The sequence below is a fragment of the Corallococcus sp. CA041A genome (assembly GCF_003612075.1).
Taxonomy (GTDB): Bacteria; Myxococcota; Myxococcia; order Myxococcales; family Myxococcaceae; genus Corallococcus; species Corallococcus exiguus.
Map to the genome: position 1 here is coordinate 70,891 of NZ_RAWF01000004.1, position 18,960 is coordinate 89,850.

An 18,960-nucleotide genomic window follows, 5' to 3' on the forward strand; every position below is an offset into this window, starting at 1 on the left:
GCCATGAGTTCCGAGACGAAGCCCGGCCTCGAAGGGCAGCTCGCGCTGGACGGCGTGCAGCGGCTGTCCGCCGAGGCGGGGAGCAACCACGCGTCGCTCACGCCCGGTGCTGTCCGGCGCCGCGCGCTGGGGCTCCTGGCGAAGGGCACGGGACTGGTGCTGCTGGGCGCCGTCATCATGGCGGGCCTGGTCTGGTTGGGATTTGGCGGCAACAGTGTCTTGTCCCAGCTCCTGACGCTCCCCACGTTCTTCCTGGGCGCCGCTTACTTCATCGCGGGCCTCACCGGCCTCCTGACGGGGCGCCCGTGGGACCGCACGCCCTTCTGGGTGAAGCTGCCGATGATGATCCTCGGCGCCGTCATCGCGCTGACGGCGGTCATCGTCATCGGCGTCAAGGGCGTGAGCGTCCTGGGCCCGGACACGAACTCAACGCCAGGCGTCCAGGTGGGCCCGGGTGAATGATTCGAAGTCGCGTGGAGCGCGGCCGGTGACCCGCTGCACGGTGTCCGTCACGCGGTCCTCCGTCCCGTCTCGGATGAGCGTGTCGAGCATCGTGAGGAAGCGCGCGTAGGCTTCCGGCATGCCGGAGCCCTGAAGGTGCCGCTGTGCCTCGTCGGGCGTCGCGTGCACGTGCCGGATGGAGCGGCCCGACACCCGGGACAGGATGGCCGCGAGGTCGTCGTAGCTCAGCGCCTGGGGGCCGGTGATGACGTGCGCGGTGTCGTGCGACTTCGCGTCCGCGAGCGCGCGGACCCCCACCGCAGCGATGTCCTCCGCGTCCACGAAGCCCACCCGCCCCTGGCCCGTGGCCGTCACCAGCCGGCCGTCGCGGCGGAGGCTGGCGTGGTGATGATGGACGGGGCTGATGAAGTTCTGCATGAACCATGACGGCTGCAGCACGCTCCACTCGGACACGTGCCCGCGCAGGAAGTGGTGCACCTTCCCCAGCCCCGGGCCCTCCTCCGGAACGACGGACGCGGAAAGCAGGACGACCCGCCGCACGCCGCCAGCCAGCGCCCGTTCCAGGACGGGAATCATGAGGACGGACGGGTCTTCCACCAACGCGGGGGCCAGGACATACATGCGGTCCACGCCCTCCAGCGCGGGCCTGTGCGTGGACAAGTCCGCCCAGTCGAAGCGCACGTGTTCGGCGGCGGTGACGGGCGGCCGTGTGTCGCGCGTGGCGGTGCGCACCGTGAAGCCCTCGGCCGTGAGCCCTTCCGCGATGGGGCGGCCCGTGTTGCCGGCGGCTCCGATGACGAGGATGCGCGTCATGCCTGCTCCTTCGCGAAGGACTCGAAGGTGCCGCGGGGCGCGGCCAGCGGGTTCCAATACTCGCGGTAGTGCACGATGCGGCCGTCACGCACCTGCATCCGCATCACGTAGTCCTGTTCGTAGGGGATGTTCCCGGGCTGCAGCGTCGCGGAGCCGTGCACCTCCATCCAGCCTGTCGTTGGATCCACGCTCGGGGAGCGCTGGACGTTCGTGAAGGTAAGCCCCCGGAAGTGTTTCGTGATGGGCGCGAAGTAGGCGCGGATGGCTTTGATGCCCTCCAGCCGGGCAGGCCCGCCGAGCGAGGAGGCATAGGGGAACTCGACGACGGCGTCGTCCGCGAAGAGCGTCAGCCAGCGCTCGACGTCCGTGGCGATGAGCGCGAGGTGCGCGTCCATCAGCCGTGCCAGGTCAGGAGAAGTGCGGTCCATGTGCGGCCTCCAGCAAGAGGTGATGGACCAGGAATAGGGCGCCCGTTATGGACGCTCCATGTCACTGCGTCCAAAAGAACTGTCTTCGAGTCCAATGCCCCCGGACGGAAAGACCGACGTGGTCTCCGACGTGCTGGAGACGCTGCGTTTCAAGACGCTGCTCTTCGGCCGCTTCGAGCTGGGGGCGCCCTGGGCGGTGCGCATGCCTCGCAAGGCCAACGCCTCCTTCTACGTGGTGGCGCGCGGAAGCCTGCGCCTCCAGGTGGAGGGCACGGCGAAGCCGGTGTTCCTGTCCGCCGGAGACGTGGTGCTGCTGCCCCGCGCGCCCGCGCACGTGCTGGATGACGGCGGCCGCCGCAACCCCGCCGCGAGCGACTTCGTCCCATCCCAGATGCTCCGTCCACCGGCCACGCGGCTGGGGGGAACCGGGCCGCTCACCACGCTGATCACCGGCTGCTTCCAGTTCGGCGTGGACCCTGCGCATCCGCTGCTGCGGGCCTTTCCCTCCGTCATCCGCCTGTCCACGCAGGAGGGGCAGGGGACGCCCTCGCTCGCCGCGAGCGTGCAGCTCATCACCGCGGAGACCGCCCTGCCGGGGCCGGGAAGCGCGCTGGTGCTGGGCCGACTGGCGGACGTGCTGCTCGTCCACGCGCTGCGGGCCCAGACGTCACTTGGGGGAACGAAGCAGGCGGGGTGGAAGGCGCTGGCCGACCCCGCCATCGGGAACGCACTCGCGCTGATGCACGAACAGCCCGGCACCCCATGGACGGTGGAGCGGCTGGCTCGGTCCGTGGGCGTGTCGCGCTCCGGGTTCGCCGCGCGCTTCCACTCGCTGGTGGGCGAGACACCGCTGCGCTACCTGGCCCAATGGCGGATGATCCGCGCCGCGCGCTGGCTGCATGAATCCAACGACAGCCTGGACACCATCGCCGAGCGCGCCGGCTACGAAAGCGCGCCCGCCTTCAGCAAGGCCTTCAAGCGCCGCTGGGGCGTGGGGCCCGGAGCGTATCGGCGTGCGGCCACGCGTCAGACTTCAGCGTGAGCCGCGGGTCCCGGTTTCAGTAATAGCAGCGCCAGTAATCGTACCCTTCCCCGTCGCAATAGCAGAAGGCATGGCCCACACCCCCGGGGCGGATACACTGACGCGGATTGGCCCCAGCAGAGGGACAGGACATGCCATCCAACTCCTCGCACTCAAGCAATACCGAGGAGGTGACGTCGGGCGCCGTCTGGCTCGCCGTGTCATCCACGGCCGCGGGCTCCATGGCGCCACCACAGCCAACGAGCAGCCCAAACATCAATGCTGAAATAATTCCGCGCATGTGTCCTCCGGGTTGAGAGTCATTGTAAGGCTAACACCGCTTCGCGATGAGTCTCAATATGCGAGCAATGTGTCGCAGCACGTCAGTACTGCGCCTGACAGGATGTCCTGACAGCCCCTGAATGACGCGCCCTCCGGCGGCCTTCAGTGGGGAATGGCCACGGCCTGCTCCAGGCCCTCGGTCCACTCCAGCAGGCACGAAGCGTCCACGCTGAAGTTGACCTCGATGCGCGCCTTCGGGCTCGCGTAGACGAGGGTGAAGTCCGGCTTCCACCGGTCGCTGGCCGCATCGGAGTGGGCACGGACCTCGACGGTACAGGTGACGTCCCGGCCATGGTCCAGGTCCAGGCTGAACGGCTCCTGGGTGACCTGCCATTGCCGGAGTGCGCGCAGCAGCGTGTCGAAGTGGGAGCGGAGCACCACGACCTGTGGCAGCCGGAGGTCGAAGTCTTCCACGACCTCCATGAAGTCATGATTGTCCCTGCGGAAGCAGTTGCCGGTGCTTCGCAGCTCGAGCAGCAGGCAGGGCTCCGAGTCCAGGGACACGGCCCGGCGGACCTTCCCTTCCAGCATGTTGTGGCCAGCGTTCGAGGGAAGGCGGAAGTTCATGTTCAAGCCCGCGCCCTGACGTGGTTCACGAGGTGGGACTGACGGGCGACACCAGCAGCCGGACCGCCTCCACTACGGAGCGCCGCCGCCGGCGGATCTCCGCGGGTGTGGGCGGGGTGGCCGTGGCGCAGTACGACAGCGGGAAGGCCCACGTCTTGGACAGCGCCAGCACCAGCGCCAGCAGTTCGTCCGCCGCGAAGTGCTTCGACACCAGCCCTTCCTTCTGTGCCTTCGCGATGGCGGCTGCCTTGTGCTGGTTGCTGCGCGCGACAGGCTCCGGGATGTCCACGGAGGGGCCGTGCTCCAACTCGTACCAGGTGGCCAGGCGCAGCACCTGCGGCCGGGCCTGGAAGCCGTCGAACAGCCGCCCCGCGTAGGCGGGCAGGTCCGCCGCGTCGATGGGCGTCTCGCGCGCCACCTCCGCCACGTGCGCTTCGAAGACCGCGTCGAACAGCTGCTCCTTGCTGCCGAAGTACGAATAGATGAGCGCCTTGTTGCAGCCGGCCGCCGCCGCGATGCGGTCCACGCGCGCGCCCGCGATGCCCTTCTCCGAGAACTCCTCCGCGGCCGCTTCCAACAGGCGCTGCCGGGTCTTCTGAGCGTCTCCAGCCATGCTTGCCCACCATGCCCCAGCCCATTCCGGGTTGCACCCTGTCAGAAGGGCCAATATATCCATGTAACCAACTGGTTAGTTGAAAGGATTTCCTGCCATGAGTGCGACCCCTGAGACGTCCCGTGTCTGGCTCATCACCGGCTCCTCCCGAGGCCTGGGACGCAGCTTCGCGGAGGCCGTGCTGGCGGCCGGGCACCGCCTGGTGGCCACGGCGCGCAAGCCGGAGCAGCTGGCTTCCCTGGTGGAGCGTTACGGGGACCGGGTCCGCGCGGTGGCGCTGGACGTGACGAACCCCGAGCAGGCGAGGGCCGCGGTGCGGACAGCAGTAGATGCCTTCGGCCGCCTGGACGTGGTGGTGAACAACGCGGGCTACGGCGGCCTCGCGCCCATCGAGCAGGTGACGGACGAAGACTTCCGCTCGCAGCTCGACACCAACCTCTTCGGCGTCCTGAACGTCACGAGGGCCGCGCTGCCGGTGCTCCGCGAGCAGCGCTCCGGGCACATCATCCAGGTTTCGTCCGTGGGAGGCCGCCTGTCCACGCCGGGGCTGGGCGCGTATCAGGCCGCGAAGTGGGCAGTGGGAGGCCTCTCCGAGGTCCTGGCCAAGGAGGCCGCGCCCTTCGGCGTGAAGGTGACGGTGCTGGAGCCGGGTGGCTTCCGCACGGATTGGGCGGGAGCGTCCATGACCATCCCGGAGTTCCGGCCGGAGTACGCGCCCACGGTGGGCGTGGTGGCCCAGCACATGCGTTCGCGAACGGGCAAGGAGGCAGGGGACCCGGACCGCGCGGCGCAGGTGCTGCTCCAGGTGGCCTCGATGGAGTCCCCGCCGCTGCACCTGGTGCTGGGCAGCGACGCGTTCGAGTTGTCACAGCAGAAGCTGGATGCGCTCAAGGCGGAGGACCAGAAGTGGAAGGACCTCTCCGTGTCCACCGACTTCCCGGAGGCCCGCGCTCCGGCCCCGCGCTTCTGACGGCTACCAGAGGTTGCGGCCGTCCACGAACCTCACGCGCACCGCGTCCAGGTTGAAGTCGTCGAACAGGCGCGCGTTGAGGCCCACCTTGAACCTGCCGGGCACGGGCGCGTTGTCTTCCCAGACGGGCGTGTCCGTCCACGTGCCGCAGCCGCACTGCTGGCAGTGGTGGTGCGCCACGGGCTCGTTGCGCGCGTAGGTGGCCACGTTCTCGCGGCGCGTGAAGGTCACCTGCTCGGGCTCGTAGTAGGCCCAGAGCACGCCGCGCTTGGAGCAGAATGTGCAGTTGCAGCGGGTGACGTCCTTGGGGTGCACGGTCACTTCGAACCGCGTCGCACCGCAGTGACAGCTTCCCTTCAAGGTCCCGGCTTCGCTCATCCCGTCATCATCCGAAGCGTGGCATTTCCTGGAAGCGCGGTGCGCGCGCGGTGTTCGTGCGTCGACGCTCGCACCGTGAGCACGGGTGCCTTCCGTCTGCCTTGACAGGCCTGGGGGCTCTCGTGAGGATGCAAATCATTATCAACTTCGAGTCAAGAGACGGGGTCGCGCGGTGGACGCGATGTTGAGCCTCGCCGCGCTGTGCTTCTGCGTGTCGGCGGTGTCGTGGATGGGCGTGGGTGGCCGTGCGCGGTGGCTCGCGGCCGTGCCGGGGCTCGCGTCGCTGGGCTGCTGCGTGGGCGATTTCGGGTGGGTGGCGGGGCTGCTGGTGCTGCTGGTGCTCGCGATGACGGCGGCTTCGGTGCTGGTGCTGGTGCTCTCGCCCCGGCCTTCGCGGGCGCGCACGTTCGCGTGGGTGAGTGGCGTGGCGGGACTGGTGCCGGTGGCGCTGCTGGGCGTGGGCCGATGAGCGCGGGTCGCGGTAACAATGCGGCGAACCACTCCGTCGCGCGGACGCTGGCGACGGTGATGGGGGCTCCGCTCGCGGCGTTCGCGGTGGGCGCGGCGGTGATGGCGTTCCTGCCGGTGTCGGGGCCGTGGGCCTTCGCGCTGGGCTTCCACGTGGTGCTGCCCGTGTGGGTGGGATTCGCGTGCGCGCTGCCGCTGGCGCGGAATGGCCGGGTGGCGTGGGGCGTGTGCCTGGCGGTGGTGGTGCTGGTGGCCGTCGCGCTGGCCGTGCGGGGGCCGCGATGAAGCTGTCGCCCCGGACGTTCCGCATCCAGTTCGACCTGCACGCGTGGGCGGGCGTCGTCGCCAGCCTGTTCCTGTTCGTCATCTTCTTCTGTGGCGTCTTCGCGATGTTCCGCGAGGAGCTGGAGGTGTGGCAGGAGCCCGCGCTCCACGTCGCGCCGCCCTCGGAGTCACCGCCGTCGTTCGACCTGATGCTCGACCGGGTGCGGGAGCAGGGGCCGCTGCCGCGCGGCGCTCACGTGGGGATGCTCACGCACGAGGAGACGCGGTTCATCACCGCGTACCTCTTCGAGCCCACGGGGCTGCGCGTGCTGTGGCTGGACCCGCTCACCGGCACAGCGCTGCCGGAGCGCAGCCGGCTGGCGAGCGAGCTGTACTGGATGCACTTCTTCTACCGGGTGCCCTGGGGGATGGAGTTCACGGGGCTGGTGTCAGTGGCGCTGCTGGTGGCGCTGGTCAGCGGTCTGTGGATCCACCTGAAGGACCTGCGCGCGCAGTGGTGGCGCTTCCGTCCCACGGCGAAGCCGCGCTTCTCCGCGTCGGACGCGCACAAGGTGCTGGGCGTCTTCGGGCTGCCGTTCACCGCGATGCTGGCGTGGACGGGGGCGGTGTTGTGCCTGGCGGGGCTGGCGGCGCAGGGCTTCGGGAGCGTGGTGTACCGGGGACAGGCGGACCGGGTGACGAAGCTGCGCGGCTACAGCGTGCCCGTGCGGGAGGCGGCGGGGAAGGACGCGCCCATGCTGTCGCTGGACACGGTGGTGGACCGGGCGCGCGCGTCGGTGCCTGGCGCGGAGGGCACGCCCCGATACGTGGAGCTTCACGACTACGGCGACGCGCGCGGCTGGGCGGGCGTGTACTTCCAGTTGTCCCCGCTGGGGCCGGACCACTTCGCGCACGTGGACAGCGTGAGTGGAGAGACGTTCGGGTCGAGCGTGGAGTCCCGCACGCCGAATTTCTCCTTCGAGCGGCTGCTCTTCGACCTGCACGCGGGCCGGTTCGCGGAGGCGCTGATGAAGCCGCTCTATGCGCTGCTCGCGCTGGCGATGTGCGCGGTGCTCGTCACGGGAAACCTCATCTGGCTGGAGCGCCGGGACCCGCTGCGCACGCATAGGGGCAACCGCGTGCTGGAGCGGCTGACGGTGGGCGTCTCCGCGGGGCTCGCATTCGGCACGGCGGTGTACTGCGCCGCGAACCGCGTGCTGCCGTGGGCGCTGGTGCGGCGGGGCGACTGGGAGTTCGGCCTGTTCCTGGGCGCGTGGGCGCTCGCGGTGGTCATCGCGCTCGTGCCGCGAGGGTCGTCGCGCCGGGTGGGCAGCGTGCTGAGCGCCGCGGCCGCGGTGCTGTTCGGCGCGGTGGTGGTGGGCGACGTGGTGACGCAGGACGCGAACCTGTTCACGGCGCTGTCTCGCGGCCTGCCTCCGGTGTTCATGGCGGAGGCGTTCCTGACCGCGATGGCGCTGGGTTGCGGCGGGCTCGCGTGGGGTCTGCGCAGGCGTAAGACGGAGGAGCCCGTGTCCGGTGGCGCCGCGCCCGAAGGGCCCCTCGTCAAAGCGTAATCACAGGGGCTGACATGCGCGCGAGACGCGCCGGGCCCCGGACTCCCATGCAGTCCGCCCCCTGCTCGACGCGGTCCGCCAAACCTGTCGGACAGTCGGACAGATTTCCGCGCATCGGCCGGGACGGAGACCCTCCCTGGGTGTGGGGTTCCAAAACTTGTCGGACAGTCGGACAGGTTTCCGCTGCTCGGAGGGGGCAGGGGCCCATCCCGGGCATGAGGTTCCAAAACTTGTCCGACAGTCGGACAGGTTTCCGCCGCCCGGGCGGAGGGGAGCCCCGCACCATGGGCTTCAAAACTTGTCGGACAGTCGGACAGGTTTCAGCTGCCCGGGCGGAGCGGAGCCCCCGCGCCATGGGCTTCAAAACTTGTCGGACACTCGGACAGGTTCTCGCTGCCCGGGCGGAGCGGAGCTCCCGGGCCATGGGCTTCAAAACTTGTCCGACAGTCGGACAGGTTTTTTCGGTGCGCCGCCGACGGGGCGTCCCGGCGGGGTTCTTACCTTCTCACCCAGGGGGACAACCTTCGTGTCCGCGGGCCTGGCGCTTGGGGAGAAGTCCCGTCAATGCGTGACCGTGGCGCATCTGGCGTCTCGAGGCGCGGCACCCGGGAACGACTGAGGCCCTCGCTGGCGGAGACGTGCCAGGCGAAGGCCCCAGGGATACCGCGGTGTGTGATGGCTTCAGGCCCTTCCGGCGGTGAGGCTTCCGGAAGGACTCTTCAGGCCTGAGTGATGGCTACCAGGTGTAGCCGACCGTGGCGGACGCGCGGCGGCGCTCGCCGTAGAAGCAGGCCGTCGCGGAGCTGCACGAGGACACGTAGGTCTTGTCGCCCAGGTTGGAGGCGTTGACGGCCGCGCGCCACGGGCCGCGCTCGAAGTGCACGCTCGCGTCCACCAGAGTGAAGCCCGGCACGTCCAGCGTGTTCTCGCGATCCGCGTAGGAGCTTCCCACTCCGCGCACGCCCGCCGCCGCGCCGAAGCCGCGCAGCGCTCCGTCCTGGAACGTGTAGTCCAGCCACAGCGACGCCAGCACCTCCGGCACACCCACCGGGCGCTTGCCCAGCTCGAAGTCCGTGCCCTCGGTGATCTCCAGTGAGTACAGCGACGCGGATCCAATCAGGCTCAGCCCGTGCGTCACCGTGGCGTTGGCCTCCACCTCGAAGCCGCGCGAACGGACCTCGCCAATCTGCAGCTGGTTGAAGGAGCCGTCCGTCGTCACGAAGTTCTGACGCTTCAGCTCGAACACCGACAGGCCCACCAGCACCGGGAACGCATCTGGCTGGTACTTCACGCCTGCTTCAAGCTGCTGGCCCTTCTCCGGCTCGAAGATCGAGCCGTCCGACTTCGTCCCGGCCACCGGGTTGAACGACTTGGAGAAGCTGACGTACGGCGCGACGCCGAAGTCGAAGCGGTAGAGCAGGCCCGCGCGGCCGCTGAAGGCGCTCTCACTGCCGTCGTAGTTGGCCGTGGGCGCGAGCTCGTTGTCCACGTCCATGCCCACCCAGTCATGACGCCCGCTCAACGTCAGGCTCAGCCGGTCGCCGATGCGCAGCTGGTCCTGGAGGTAGACGCCCAGCTGGTTCTGCGTGGACTGGTTCAGCGTGTAGCGCGACTCCGTGGGCGTGTAGTCGCCACGCACGGGGTTGAGCAGGTCCAGCGGCGCGCCGGCCTCGTAGCCCTGCTCGTCGTTCAGCACGTAGTTCTTGAAGTCCACGCCCGCCAGCACCAGGTGGCGCACGGGGCCGGTGCTGAAGCGCACGTCGCCCTGCGTGTCCACCGAGAAGAGGTTCGCGGTCGGCCGGGTGACGAAGTTGCCGCGCGACAGCTGCGCTTCCGCCGGCTCACCTGCGTAGCCCACGCCGTAGAGCGTCTGGAAGTCCAGGTCCAGGTGCGCGTAGCGCAGGTTCTGCCGCAGCGTGAAGGTGTCGTTGAAGCGGTGGGAGAACTCGTAGCCCGCCCACGACTGGTTGCGCTGGAAGTGGTCCAGGCTCTTGTCGCTGGTGAAGAGGTCGGTGGGGATGCGGCCATAGGGCGCGTCCACCACGGTGCCCACGTACGGCAGGAAGTTCTGACCCTGCGTGCGGTCCGCCAGGAAGCTGCCGTGCAGCGTCAGCGCCGTATTGTCCGACGGTGCCCAGGTGAGGGCCGGCGCGATGAAGAGCCGGTTGTTGTCCGTCTCCTCCACCTGCGTGCCGCCGCCGCGCGCCAGCGCCGTCACCCGGTAGCGCCAGTGGTTGCCCGAGTCGATGGCGCCGCCGAAGTCCACGGCCGCGTAGCCGTTGGCGAACTCGTTGACGCTCAGCTCCACGTGCCGGATGTGCCCTTCCACCGGCGGACGCTTGCCCACCATGTTGAGCAGACCGCCCGGAGACGTGCCGCCGTACAGCACGGAGGAAGGGCCGCGCACGGTCTCCACGCGCTCCAGGCCGAAGGTCTCCAGGCGCCAGGTGGCGAAGCTGCTGGAGTACAGCTGGAGCCCGTCCAGGAAGTAGCCGCCCTCCTGGGACGTGAAGCCGCGAATCAGGAACCAGTCGTTGCGCGGATCCGCGCCGAACGTGTCCGAGCGCACGCCCGGCGTGTAGCGCGTGGCCTCCGTCACGGACTGCACCTGCTGCGCGTCCATCTGCGCCCGGCCCACAACCGACACCGACTGCGGCGTGTCGCCAATCGCGGTGTCCGTCTTCGTGCCGCTGCCGCTGCGGCGCGCGGTGTAGCCCTGCACCGGACCGTTGGCGCGCTCGCTCTCCACCACCACCGTAGGCAGGTCGTAGACGCCGTCATCCGTGGGCGCGGCGCCGGGTTCCGGGTTCGAGGCCTGCGCGGGCGCCGGGGTCTCCGGAGCCGGGGCCTCCTGGGGCGCGGCGGGCTCCTGCGCCAGGGCAGGGGAGGCGAGGAGGGAGATGGATGCGCCAAGCAGCGCCCCCGGGACGAGGCGGCGCGGACGGCTGCGGAACGAAGTGGGCATGTTGAGAATGATTTGCGAAATCAGGGGGAATGCCCTGTCGCGTAACACGCGCCCCCTGAGGCGGCAAGCCGGGAGTCGCCCACGCCCTCCCGGTCCTCGTCACGCCACACCAGATGTCTGCATTTACAGCCCCGGGTATGTGTTTACCCGGAGCTGTCTTTCCCTGCTATCCGGAGGCCCGGGTTTCAGGCGCGCTCGACGCGAAGCTTCGCGGGGAGGCCATTGAGGCTGGCCTCCTCCTCCGTGCCGGTGAGGCCCTGGGGGCCCACGTGGATTTCGGAGGCGAGCGTCTCGCGGGCAATCTCGTCGCGGGCGGCGTCGACGACGCGCTTCACGCGGTCATCGCCGTCCACCCACAGGCGGATCCGGTCGGTGTAGCCCAGGTTCATGTCCTTGCGGGAACCCTGCACGCGCGCCAGCAGCTCGCGCACCAGGCCTTCGTCCACCAGGGCTTCCGTGAGCTGCGTGTGCATCACCACCACGCCCACGCCTCCGCCCGCGGCGGCGTAGCCCGGCTGCGCCTCCACCAGCGTCTCCAGCTCCTCGGCGGGGAAGACCATGTCCTCGCCGCCCACGTTCAGGGCCACCTTGCCCGTCTGGAGCAGCTCCTGGTGCAGCGCGCGGCCATCCCCCGAGTCGAACGCCTTGCGCACCGGCGCGAGCTTGGGGCCCAGCCGGCTGCCCATGGCGCGCAGGTTGGGACGCACGCGGTAGCGCACCACGTCCGCCTCCGGGCTGCCCGGCTCCACCCACTTCACGGTGTGCACGTTCAGCTCGTCGCTGATGAGCTCCTGGTACACCGCCACGCGCTCCGTCAGCTCGCGGCGCGACAGGATGACGTCCGCGCGCGACAGCGGCTGGCGCACCTTGAGCCGGTTGTCCGTGCGGACCTTGAGGCCCAGCGACACCAGCTCGCGCACCGCGCCCATCTCCGCGGCCAGCCCCTCGTCGATGAGGCTCGCGTCCACGTCCGGGAAGCTCGCCAGGTGCACGCTCTCCGGCTGCGCCGCGCCCCACGGCTTGCCCACCAGATTGCCCCACATGTCATCCGCGAAGAACGGGATGAAGGGCGCGGACATGGCGGTGATGGTCGTCAGCGCTTCATAGAGCGTGAAGTACGCGTCCTGCTTGTCCTGCTCGAAGCCCGGCGCCCAGAAGCGCTCGCGGCTGCGGCGCAGGTACCAGTTGGACAGCGCGTCCACCAGCGCCACCATTCGCTGGGCCGCGTCGTAGACCTGGTACGTGTCCAGCGCCTTGGCCACGTCGCGCAGGGTGAGCTGCACCTCGGAGAGGATCCACCGGTCCAGCACCGGCCGGGCCTTCACCTCGCGCCAGCCCTGGCTCTTGCGGATGGCCAGCCACGGGGCCTCCGTGCTGGACGCGGTGCCCTTCGCCGGGTTGAACCCGTCGATGTTCGCGTAGATGGTGAAGAACGAGTAGACGTTGCGCAGCTTGACCTGGAAGTCCTTCTGCAACAGCCGCACGTTCGCCAGCGAGTGGCGCGTGTTGGACCAGGTGGGGCTGGCCGCGTAGAAGAACCACCGGAACGCGTCCGCGCCCGGCGCCTTGGTGGCGGGGTCCTTGAGCACCACGCGCTCGGTGGCCGCCAGCCGGGGCACCTCCACCGGCATCACGTCCACGCCGCGCGCGGAGGGCTTCACGCCCAGCTGCTGAAGCTCCTGCGGCGCCAGCAGCACCACGCGGCGCTTGAGCTTCTTGTGCACCTTCACGGTGACGCTGACGGGCGCGTCCGGCCGGTCCGGACGGAAGAGCAGCACCTTGGCGCCCTCCTGCGTGTCCAGGCCCTCCAGGTCCTCGCGCGCGATGAGCGCCACGCCGGGCTCCGCGGGGACGCCGGCCTCCGTGGCGGTGAGCACCGCGAAGTCCATGCGCACCTCGTCCAGGATGATCTCCGGCGGGGTGTAGTTGCCCTTGGACTTGGACTCCTTCTTGCCCTCCTTGTCGGAGACGTGGCCCAGCACGATGCAGCTCTTGTACGGCATGGGCCACTCACGCTTGGGCGTCAGGCCCATGCGCTTCTGCGTCTCTTCGTCGAAGAGGAGCGTGCTCACCATCAGCAGCGAGTAGAACCAGCCACGCGTCTGGTCGATGGCCTCCGAGATGAAGTCCGCCGGGAACGCGCGGTTGAAGGTCTCCTTGCTGCCTTCCGCGTGCGGGAAGCCCCACTGCGCGAAGGGCATGCAGCCGGAGTCGAACCACACGTCCACCACTTCCGGGACGCGCTGGAACTTCCCACCGGAGCCGGCCTTCTCGTACGTGACCTTGTCGATCCACGGCTTGTGGACCAGCAGGTGCTCCGCGTTGGACTCGTGCGGCTTGCCGGCGAGGAACGCCTTCAGCTCCGCCTCCACGGCGGCCACGTTGTTGCCCGGCTTCTGGCGCAGCTCCGCGATGGAGGCCACGGCCTCCGTCTCACCCGTTTCGGAGTGGATCCACAGCGGCAGCGGCGTGCCCCAGTAGCGCTCGCGCGACAGGGCCCAGTCCACGTTGTTGGCCAGGAAGTCGCCGAAGCGGCCGTCCTTGATGTTCTCCGGGACCCAGTTGACCTGCTGGTTGTTGGCCTTGGCCTGCTCGATGACGGAGGTGGTGCGGATGTACCAGGCGGGGCGGGCGTACTGGATGAGCGGGTCTTCGTCCGCGCGCCAGCAGAAGGGGTACTCGTGGCGGTACTGCTCCGTGTGGATGAGCAGCCCACGCTCCTTCAGGTTGCGCTGCAGGTCCTTGTCCGCGTCCTTCACGAAGCGGCCGGCGACGAGCGGCACCTCTTCCGAGAACGTGCCGTCCGGCTTCACCGCGCAGCGCATGCCCAGCGCGTCCGGGTCCTGGAAGCGCGTGGCGTCCTTGCGGTAGGCCTTGTAGTCGTCCTCGCCGAACGCGGGCGCCGTGTGGACGATGCCCGTGCCGCTGTCCAGCGTGACGAAGTCCGCCGGAATCACGCGCCAGCCCACCGTGTCCGAGCCGCCGTCCTTCAGGGGCAGCGTGGCGTCCGCCTCCTTCGCGAAGTACGTGTCGAAGGGCGGCGTGTAGCGCTTGCCGACCAGGTCGCTGCCCTTCTGCGTGGACAGCACGGGCAGGTCCTTCTTCAGCTTCTTGGCCAGCTCCTCGCGCAGCGCGGCGGCGAGGATGAGCTTGCGGTCGCCCGCGTCCACCGTGACGTAGTCCACGGACGGGTTCACGGCCGCGTACATGTTGGACGGCAGCGTCCAGGGCGTCGTCGTCCAGATGAGCAGCGACGTGTCCGGAGCATCGCGCAGCGGGAAGGCCACGTAGACGCTGGGGTCGTCCACCGTCTTGTAGCCCAGGCCCACTTCGGCGGCGGACAGCGCGGTGCCGCCGCGCGGCCACCACCACACCACCTTGTGGCCCTGGTACAGCAGGCCCTTCTTGTAGAGCTCGGAGAGCGCCCACCACACGCTCTGCACGAAGCCGCGGTGATAGGTGACGTAGGCCTCGTTGAGGTCCACCCAGAAGCCGATGCGCTGGGTCAGCCGCTCCCACTCCCCCGTGTAGCGGAACACGGACTCGATGCAGCGCTCCGTGAAGGGCTCCACGCCGTACTTCTCGATCTCCGCCTTGCCGTGGATGCGGAGCTCCTTCTCCACCTCCACCTCCACCGGCAGGCCGTGCGTGTCCCAGCCCGCCTTGCGCGGCACGTAGTGGCCTCGCATGGTCTGGTAGCGCGGGAACAGGTCCTTGATGACGCGCGTGAGGACGTGGCCGTTGTGGGGCAGGCCGTTCGCGGTGGGCGGGCCTTCGTAGAAGACGAAGGAGGGCTTGCCTTCGTTCGCCTTGAGCGATTTCTCGAAGATGCCGCGCTCCTTCCAGAAGGCCAGGATGCGGCGCTCCTCGGCCGGGAAGTCCATCTCCACGGGGACCGCGTTGAACAGGGGCGAAGGCGTTTCAGGCATGGTGGCCTGCTTGATAGCACCGGAGCGGCCCTTTGGCAGTGAATCCAGGGCCTTGCGAACCCGCCCGCACGCCGGTGGACAGATTCGCCTAAGCTGAAATTCGTGCAATTCGCGTGCAGGAAGTGGCACCCTGGCCGCTCCCCGGGCAGCCACTGGAGGTCTCCGCGTGACGCACGTCCCCCCGAAGCCATCCCTCTCCTTCCTGCTGGCGGCGCTGGTGCTGTGCCTGGGCGCGGGCAGCGCGAGCGCGCAGGTGTCCCGGACGCTGAGCACGCCCGGCCCCACGGCGCAGGCTCAGAAGGTCTACAACCTGCTGACGGACCTGGAGAACAACAGCCGCAACGGCGGGACGAAGCAGACCATCATGGGCCAGCACTGCGAGGCCCAGAAGGAGGCCTACGCGGGCGAGTACTGGGTGAAGGTGGGGGACATCTCCGGCCGCCGTCCGGGCTTCGTGGAGTTCGACTTCGGGCCGGGCAACTATCGGAACACGTACGCGGAAGCCTACGTGGACTACGCGGTGGGCTTCGCTCGTGACCGTTTCAGCTACGGGGAAGGCATCGTGGGGTTCAGCTTCCACATGTCCTATCCGGGCGCGTCCGTGAAGAGCTGGCCGAACAACTTCCGGCAGTCATGGATGGACTACAACTGGTTTGGCCGGGTCATCAACTGGCAGGCCAACACGGCGGAGTACCAGGCGCTGTTGCGGGATTTGTCCTTCGCGGCGGACAAGCTCGCGTACCTCCAGCAGCAGGGCGTGCCGGTGCTGTACCGCCCGTTCCACGAGATGAACAAGAAGGGGAGCGCGTCGCCGTTCTGGTGGGCGAACCAGGACCCCGCTCAGTACAAGCAGCTCTGGAACATCACGCACGACTACCTGGTGAAGACGCGCGGTTTGAAGAACCTCATCTTCGTCTGGTCGCCGTACGAGTGGGACGGCACCTACGGCGGGGACCCGTGGAACTACTACCCGGGCAACGACCGCGTGGACGTGGTGGGCGTGGACATCTACCACGGCAATCCCTACTTCCCGGCCCAGTTCTACACGGGGCTCGCGGGCTACAACAAACCACGCATGCTGGCGGAGACGGACAAGCTCCCGGTGCGCTGGGGTGACAGCCGTTACGGCACGGTGTCTGAGTTGGACGCGCGCCCGTGGGCCATCTACTCCATCTGGGGCGACTCGCTTGTCTACAACCTGGGCACGACGAGCCCCAACGACTGGAACGTGTCCAGCAGCCACAAGGCCATCAAGGACACGTATGGGTATTACAGCACGTACTGGCGCGTGCTGACCGGCGGGAGCAACGCGACCTACAACTGGGGCGCGCTGCGCTGAGGGCCGGGGCTCACCAGTTCGTGGGGCGGTAGTCCTTGAAGAAGTTGCCCCAGACGTACTCGCCGGTGTTCACGGCGGTGATGACGGGGTCCACGATGCGCGCGGCCCCGTCCACGATGTCCAGTGGAGGCTGGAAGTCCAGCTCCTGCACCTTGCGCTCGGCATGATGAGCGGGGTCCTCGTCGGTGACCCAGCCGGTGTCCGCCGCGTTCATGAAGATGTTGTCGCGCGCGTAGTCCGGCGCGGACGTCAGCGTCATCATGTTCAGCGCGGCCTTGGCCATGTTGGTGTGCGGGTGCTTGTCCGTCTTCGTCCCTCGGGAGAAGCTGCCCTCCATCGCGGACACGTTGACGATGTGGCCCGGCCGCGAACGGTCCTTCAGCATCAGCGGCCTCAACTTCCCGCACAGGATGAAGGGCGCCACCGCGTTCACCAGGTGGACCTCCAGCATCTCCGCGGTGCGCACCTCCCCCAGCCGCAGGCGCCAGGAGTTCGTGGCCCTCAGGTCCACCTGCTGGAGGTCCGCGTCCAGCCGGCCTTCCGGGAAGAGGGCGCGCGTGTCGCCCTCCTGCTCCATGGCGTAGGGCATCAGGGACAGCGCCGCGGAGGAGTGGATGCCCAACGCCGGGTCGCCGCTGCGCCAGGTCGCCACGGGCAGTGACGTGTTGCCCATATCGCCCGGGCCCAGCGCGGGACGGAGCGCGGCGATGCAGGCCTCATGGCCCGCGAGGAGCGCGCGCAGCTGGGGCTCCAGGGTGCCGGCGTCGCGCAGCTCGCCCTCCAGCAGGTGCTGGTAGAAGCCCGGTGGCCGGCGCACGGTCTGCGCGGCGTTGTTGATGAGGATGTCCAGCCGCTCGTGCGTCTGTTCGATGTGGCGCGCGAACAGCTCCACGCTGGGCGCATGTCGCAGGTCCAGGCCGTGCACCTGGAGCCGGTGGGCCCAGTCCGAGAAGTCCGGCTCGCGCGCGTAGCGGTGCACCGCGTCCTGGGGGAAGCGCGTGGTGGCGATGACGGTCGCGCCCGAGCGCAGCAGCATCAGCGACGCCTGGAAGCCAATCTTCACCCGCGCGCCGGTGATGAGCGCCACCTGGCCCTTGAGGTCCGCGCGCTGCGTGCGCCGGGCGTAGTTCAGGTCCCCGCACGGGATGCACATGGCGTCGTAGAAGAAGTGGAGCTTGCGGTACTCCCCCTTGCACACGTAGCACTTGCGCGGCACCTCCAGCAGGCGCTCCGGGGTCGCTTCCGGCGGCGGCGCGGGCAGCGCGGGCAGGCTGAGCACCGGCGCCTTGCGCAGCATGCGGATCTCCGTGCTGGAGCGCACGGCCCGGTCGTTGGCGCGCTGCGCGTCCTTGCGCTCCTTCTTGAGCGCGCTCTGGAGCCGGTTCTTCGAGGCCTTGTCCGGGTAGACGAGCCGGCTCGCGGAGGCCAGCAGGGCGTGGTGGTCCTCATCCGGGAGGCGGTGCAAGAGCACGCGGTGTTTGGCGAGCGTGTTGAGCAGCGCCGTGGCGCGGCGCACGTCCTCGACGGAGACATCGGAGGGCGGGGCCGGGTCAGTTTCAGGGGACGACGGCGGGAGGTTCTCGACGGCCAGGTTCTTCACGCCCTGGTGCTTACCCTCCCGGGCGCGCCAGGGAAAGGTGCGACTTGAGCGGGCCTGGAGGGCGAGCGGCCAGGCCCCGGTTTCAGCCCAGGCCCAGGCGGGGGAGCGTCACCTCGCGCACGCGGGGGATGCGGAAGCGGTAGAGGAACGCGTCCGCGAAGTAGTGCGCCAGCACCACCGCGTTGGTGGCGAGGACCCCCAGCGACCACAGGGGCTGCTGCCTCAGGAAGAAGGCCGTCGCCGCGCCCTGGGTGACGCCGTCCGCCAGGGTGACGAAGGGGCTGTTGACCACGCCCACCAGGATGATGGGGGCCATCACGGCCAGCATCGCCGCCCACACGCGCGGGCCGCGCAGGCGGGTCGTGGTCTCCCCTGGCGTGGGCTGGAGCATGCGGCCGGTGAGGAAGAAGTACTCCAGGCCGTGGATGCCCGCGCTCAGGATGGCGCCCCACAGCGGCCACACGAGGTACACCGCCACCACCGCCACGTGCGCCAGGAGGTACACGCGCCGGGGCCCGCTCTGTCCGGGAGGCCCGCGCAGCGCGAGCAGCAGCTTCGCGGCGAAGACGCCCCAGACCGCGAGCAGCACCCAGGTGAGGCCGTGCGGCAGCGAGCCTGCTTCCGCCTGGCCGATGTTGATCATCGGCCGCGAGCCCAGGGCGCTGGTGACGGGCAGGGCCAGCGAGCGGAGCATCATCAAGGTCAGCGCGACGGGGACGAACTGGCGCTGGAGCGCGCGCTCGGACTCGGACAGGGGCGGGGCACCCGCGGCGCGGGCCCGGAGGCCGTGCAGCGCCCAGAGCCCCTTCACCTGCGACAGCGTGTGGTGCGCCGCGAGGACGTGGATGCCCGCGCCCAGCAGCAGCGCGAGCAGCGGCGCGTACGTGTCCCCGTACCAGAGCAGCGCGAAGGTGAGCGCGAACACCACCGTAGCGCCGCCCACGAGCAGCCGGGATTGGTGGGGCGTGGTGTGCAGCAATTCGCGCCGGGTGCCCACCAACAGGAAGGTGAGGATGACGTGCGTGCCGTTGAGGAAGACGTACTGCGACGTCCACCGGCCAATGGACTGGGCGAACCCCTGCGAGCCCTCTCCGGTGAGGCTCGCGAGCCACACGGAGGTGAGCAGCAGCAGCGTGGGCAGCACGAGGATGCTCAGGTCCGCCCGGGGCGAGAAGAGCCACAGCCCCTGGAAGCGCACGGACGCCGGGGCTGCGGACGCTTCGAGGG

16 protein-coding genes are annotated in these 18,960 nt (G+C 69.3%); 7 read left to right on the top strand and 9 right to left on the bottom strand.

Going from position 1 to position 18,960, the window contains the following annotated elements:
* Window positions 1-3: 3 nt before the first annotated feature.
* Window positions 4-462 (top strand): hypothetical protein, encoded by a 459-nt coding sequence (locus D7V77_RS01360; RefSeq protein ID WP_120574456.1) that lies wholly within the window; start codon window positions 4-6, stop codon window positions 460-462.
* Here D7V77_RS01360 and D7V77_RS01365 read toward each other — a convergent pair.
* On the bottom strand, window positions 427-1,275 hold the full coding sequence (locus tag D7V77_RS01365) for an NmrA family NAD(P)-binding protein (protein ID WP_120574457.1): 849 nt from the start codon (window positions 1,273-1,275) through the stop codon (window positions 427-429). The two genes, D7V77_RS01360 and D7V77_RS01365, sit on opposite strands and share 36 nt — an antisense overlap.
* Entirely contained in the window at window positions 1,272-1,703 is a 432-nt protein-coding gene (locus tag D7V77_RS01370; protein ID WP_120574458.1) for a nuclear transport factor 2 family protein, read from the bottom strand. Before D7V77_RS01370 ends, D7V77_RS01365 begins: the two co-directional genes overlap by 4 nt.
* Window positions 1,704-1,797: 94 nt before the next feature.
* Between D7V77_RS01370 and D7V77_RS01375 the strand changes: the two genes are divergently transcribed.
* A complete protein-coding gene (locus tag D7V77_RS01375; protein WP_120574459.1) occupies window positions 1,798-2,745 on the top strand; it encodes an AraC family transcriptional regulator in 948 nt (315 codons plus the stop codon).
* Window positions 2,746-3,168: 423 nt separating this feature from the next.
* Here the strand turns inward: D7V77_RS01375 and D7V77_RS01385 are convergent, their stop codons facing one another.
* Window positions 3,169-3,633 carry a hypothetical protein gene (locus D7V77_RS01385; RefSeq protein ID WP_120574461.1) on the bottom strand — a complete coding sequence of 155 codons (465 nt, stop codon included), beginning with the start codon at window positions 3,631-3,633 and terminating at the stop codon, window positions 3,169-3,171.
* Window positions 3,634-3,658: 25 nt separating this feature from the next.
* Window positions 3,659-4,246, bottom strand: coding sequence for a TetR family transcriptional regulator (locus D7V77_RS01390; protein ID WP_120574462.1), 588 nt, complete (start codon window positions 4,244-4,246; stop codon window positions 3,659-3,661).
* 97 nt (window positions 4,247-4,343) lie between these two features.
* Here D7V77_RS01390 and D7V77_RS01395 point away from each other — a divergent pair, with 97 nt between their 5' ends.
* A complete protein-coding gene (locus D7V77_RS01395) occupies window positions 4,344-5,216 on the top strand; it encodes an oxidoreductase (protein ID WP_120574463.1) in 873 nt (290 codons plus the stop codon).
* Window positions 5,217-5,219: 3 nt separating this feature from the next.
* Here the strand turns inward: D7V77_RS01395 and D7V77_RS01400 are convergent, their stop codons facing one another.
* Window positions 5,220-5,594 (bottom strand): GFA family protein, encoded by a 375-nt coding sequence (locus tag D7V77_RS01400; RefSeq protein ID WP_120574464.1) that lies wholly within the window; start codon window positions 5,592-5,594, stop codon window positions 5,220-5,222.
* A 181-nt stretch (window positions 5,595-5,775) separates the two neighbouring features.
* On the opposite strand from D7V77_RS01400, the gene D7V77_RS01405 reads away from it, so the two are divergent.
* Genes D7V77_RS01405 through D7V77_RS01415 form a run of 3 tightly spaced genes read left to right on the top strand, consistent with a single transcriptional unit; the run spans window position 5,776 to window position 7,900 of the window.
* Complete coding sequence (locus D7V77_RS01405; RefSeq protein WP_120574465.1) at window positions 5,776-6,063, top strand: hypothetical protein; 288 nt, start codon at window positions 5,776-5,778, stop codon at window positions 6,061-6,063.
* Window positions 6,060-6,347 carry a hypothetical protein gene (locus D7V77_RS01410; RefSeq protein WP_120574466.1) on the top strand — a complete coding sequence of 96 codons (288 nt, stop codon included), beginning with the start codon at window positions 6,060-6,062 and terminating at the stop codon, window positions 6,345-6,347. The genes D7V77_RS01405 and D7V77_RS01410 overlap by 4 nt, the downstream gene beginning before the upstream one ends.
* The gene (locus D7V77_RS01415; RefSeq protein WP_120574467.1) at window positions 6,344-7,900 is read left to right on the top strand and encodes a PepSY domain-containing protein; all 1,557 of its coding nucleotides are present in this window, start codon (window positions 6,344-6,346) and stop codon (window positions 7,898-7,900) included. Before D7V77_RS01410 ends, D7V77_RS01415 begins: the two co-directional genes overlap by 4 nt.
* Before the next feature lie 736 nt (window positions 7,901-8,636).
* Here D7V77_RS01415 and D7V77_RS01420 read toward each other — a convergent pair.
* Window positions 8,637-10,865, bottom strand: coding sequence for a TonB-dependent siderophore receptor (locus D7V77_RS01420; protein ID WP_120574468.1), 2,229 nt, complete (start codon window positions 10,863-10,865; stop codon window positions 8,637-8,639).
* Between the two features lie 185 nt (window positions 10,866-11,050).
* Window positions 11,051-14,794: an isoleucine--tRNA ligase gene (gene ileS / locus D7V77_RS01425; RefSeq protein ID WP_120574469.1), complete on the bottom strand. Its 3,744-nt coding sequence runs from the start codon at window positions 14,792-14,794 to the stop codon at window positions 11,051-11,053.
* A gap of 166 nt (window positions 14,795-14,960) precedes the next feature.
* On the opposite strand from ileS, the gene D7V77_RS01430 reads away from it, so the two are divergent.
* On the top strand, window positions 14,961-16,133 hold the full coding sequence (locus D7V77_RS01430; protein ID WP_120574470.1) for a glycoside hydrolase family 26 protein: 1,173 nt from the start codon (window positions 14,961-14,963) through the stop codon (window positions 16,131-16,133).
* A 10-nt stretch (window positions 16,134-16,143) separates the two neighbouring features.
* On the opposite strand, the gene D7V77_RS01435 is transcribed toward D7V77_RS01430, so the two are convergent.
* Window positions 16,144-17,733, bottom strand: coding sequence for an SDR family NAD(P)-dependent oxidoreductase (locus D7V77_RS01435; protein WP_120574471.1), 1,590 nt, complete (start codon window positions 17,731-17,733; stop codon window positions 16,144-16,146).
* An 82-nt stretch (window positions 17,734-17,815) separates the two neighbouring features.
* A partial coding sequence (locus D7V77_RS01440; protein WP_120574473.1) for a hypothetical protein occupies window positions 17,816-18,960 on the bottom strand: 1,145 nt, incomplete at its 5' end.

What these genes read in the sequence shown, in the direction of transcription:
- D7V77_RS01360 (WP_120574456.1), top strand. Translation starts at nt 4, where the DNA reads ATGAGTTCCGAGACGAAGCCCGGCCTCGAAGGGCAGCTCGCGCTGGAC.
- D7V77_RS01365 (WP_120574457.1), bottom strand. Translation starts at nt 1,275, where the DNA reads ATGACGCGCATCCTCGTCATCGGAGCCGCCGGCAACACGGGCCGCCCC.
- D7V77_RS01370 (WP_120574458.1), bottom strand. Translation starts at nt 1,703, where the DNA reads ATGGACCGCACTTCTCCTGACCTGGCACGGCTGATGGACGCGCACCTC.
- D7V77_RS01375 (WP_120574459.1), top strand. Translation starts at nt 1,798, where the DNA reads ATGCCCCCGGACGGAAAGACCGACGTGGTCTCCGACGTGCTGGAGACG.
- D7V77_RS01385 (WP_120574461.1), bottom strand. Translation starts at nt 3,633, where the DNA reads ATGAACTTCCGCCTTCCCTCGAACGCTGGCCACAACATGCTGGAAGGG.
- D7V77_RS01390 (WP_120574462.1), bottom strand. Translation starts at nt 4,246, where the DNA reads ATGGCTGGAGACGCTCAGAAGACCCGGCAGCGCCTGTTGGAAGCGGCC.
- D7V77_RS01395 (WP_120574463.1), top strand. Translation starts at nt 4,344, where the DNA reads ATGAGTGCGACCCCTGAGACGTCCCGTGTCTGGCTCATCACCGGCTCC.
- D7V77_RS01400 (WP_120574464.1), bottom strand. Translation starts at nt 5,594, where the DNA reads ATGAGCGAAGCCGGGACCTTGAAGGGAAGCTGTCACTGCGGTGCGACG.
- D7V77_RS01405 (WP_120574465.1), top strand. Translation starts at nt 5,776, where the DNA reads ATGTTGAGCCTCGCCGCGCTGTGCTTCTGCGTGTCGGCGGTGTCGTGG.
- D7V77_RS01410 (WP_120574466.1), top strand. Translation starts at nt 6,060, where the DNA reads ATGAGCGCGGGTCGCGGTAACAATGCGGCGAACCACTCCGTCGCGCGG.
- D7V77_RS01415 (WP_120574467.1), top strand. Translation starts at nt 6,344, where the DNA reads ATGAAGCTGTCGCCCCGGACGTTCCGCATCCAGTTCGACCTGCACGCG.
- D7V77_RS01420 (WP_120574468.1), bottom strand. Translation starts at nt 10,865, where the DNA reads ATGCCCACTTCGTTCCGCAGCCGTCCGCGCCGCCTCGTCCCGGGGGCG.
- ileS (WP_120574469.1), bottom strand. Translation starts at nt 14,794, where the DNA reads ATGCCTGAAACGCCTTCGCCCCTGTTCAACGCGGTCCCCGTGGAGATG.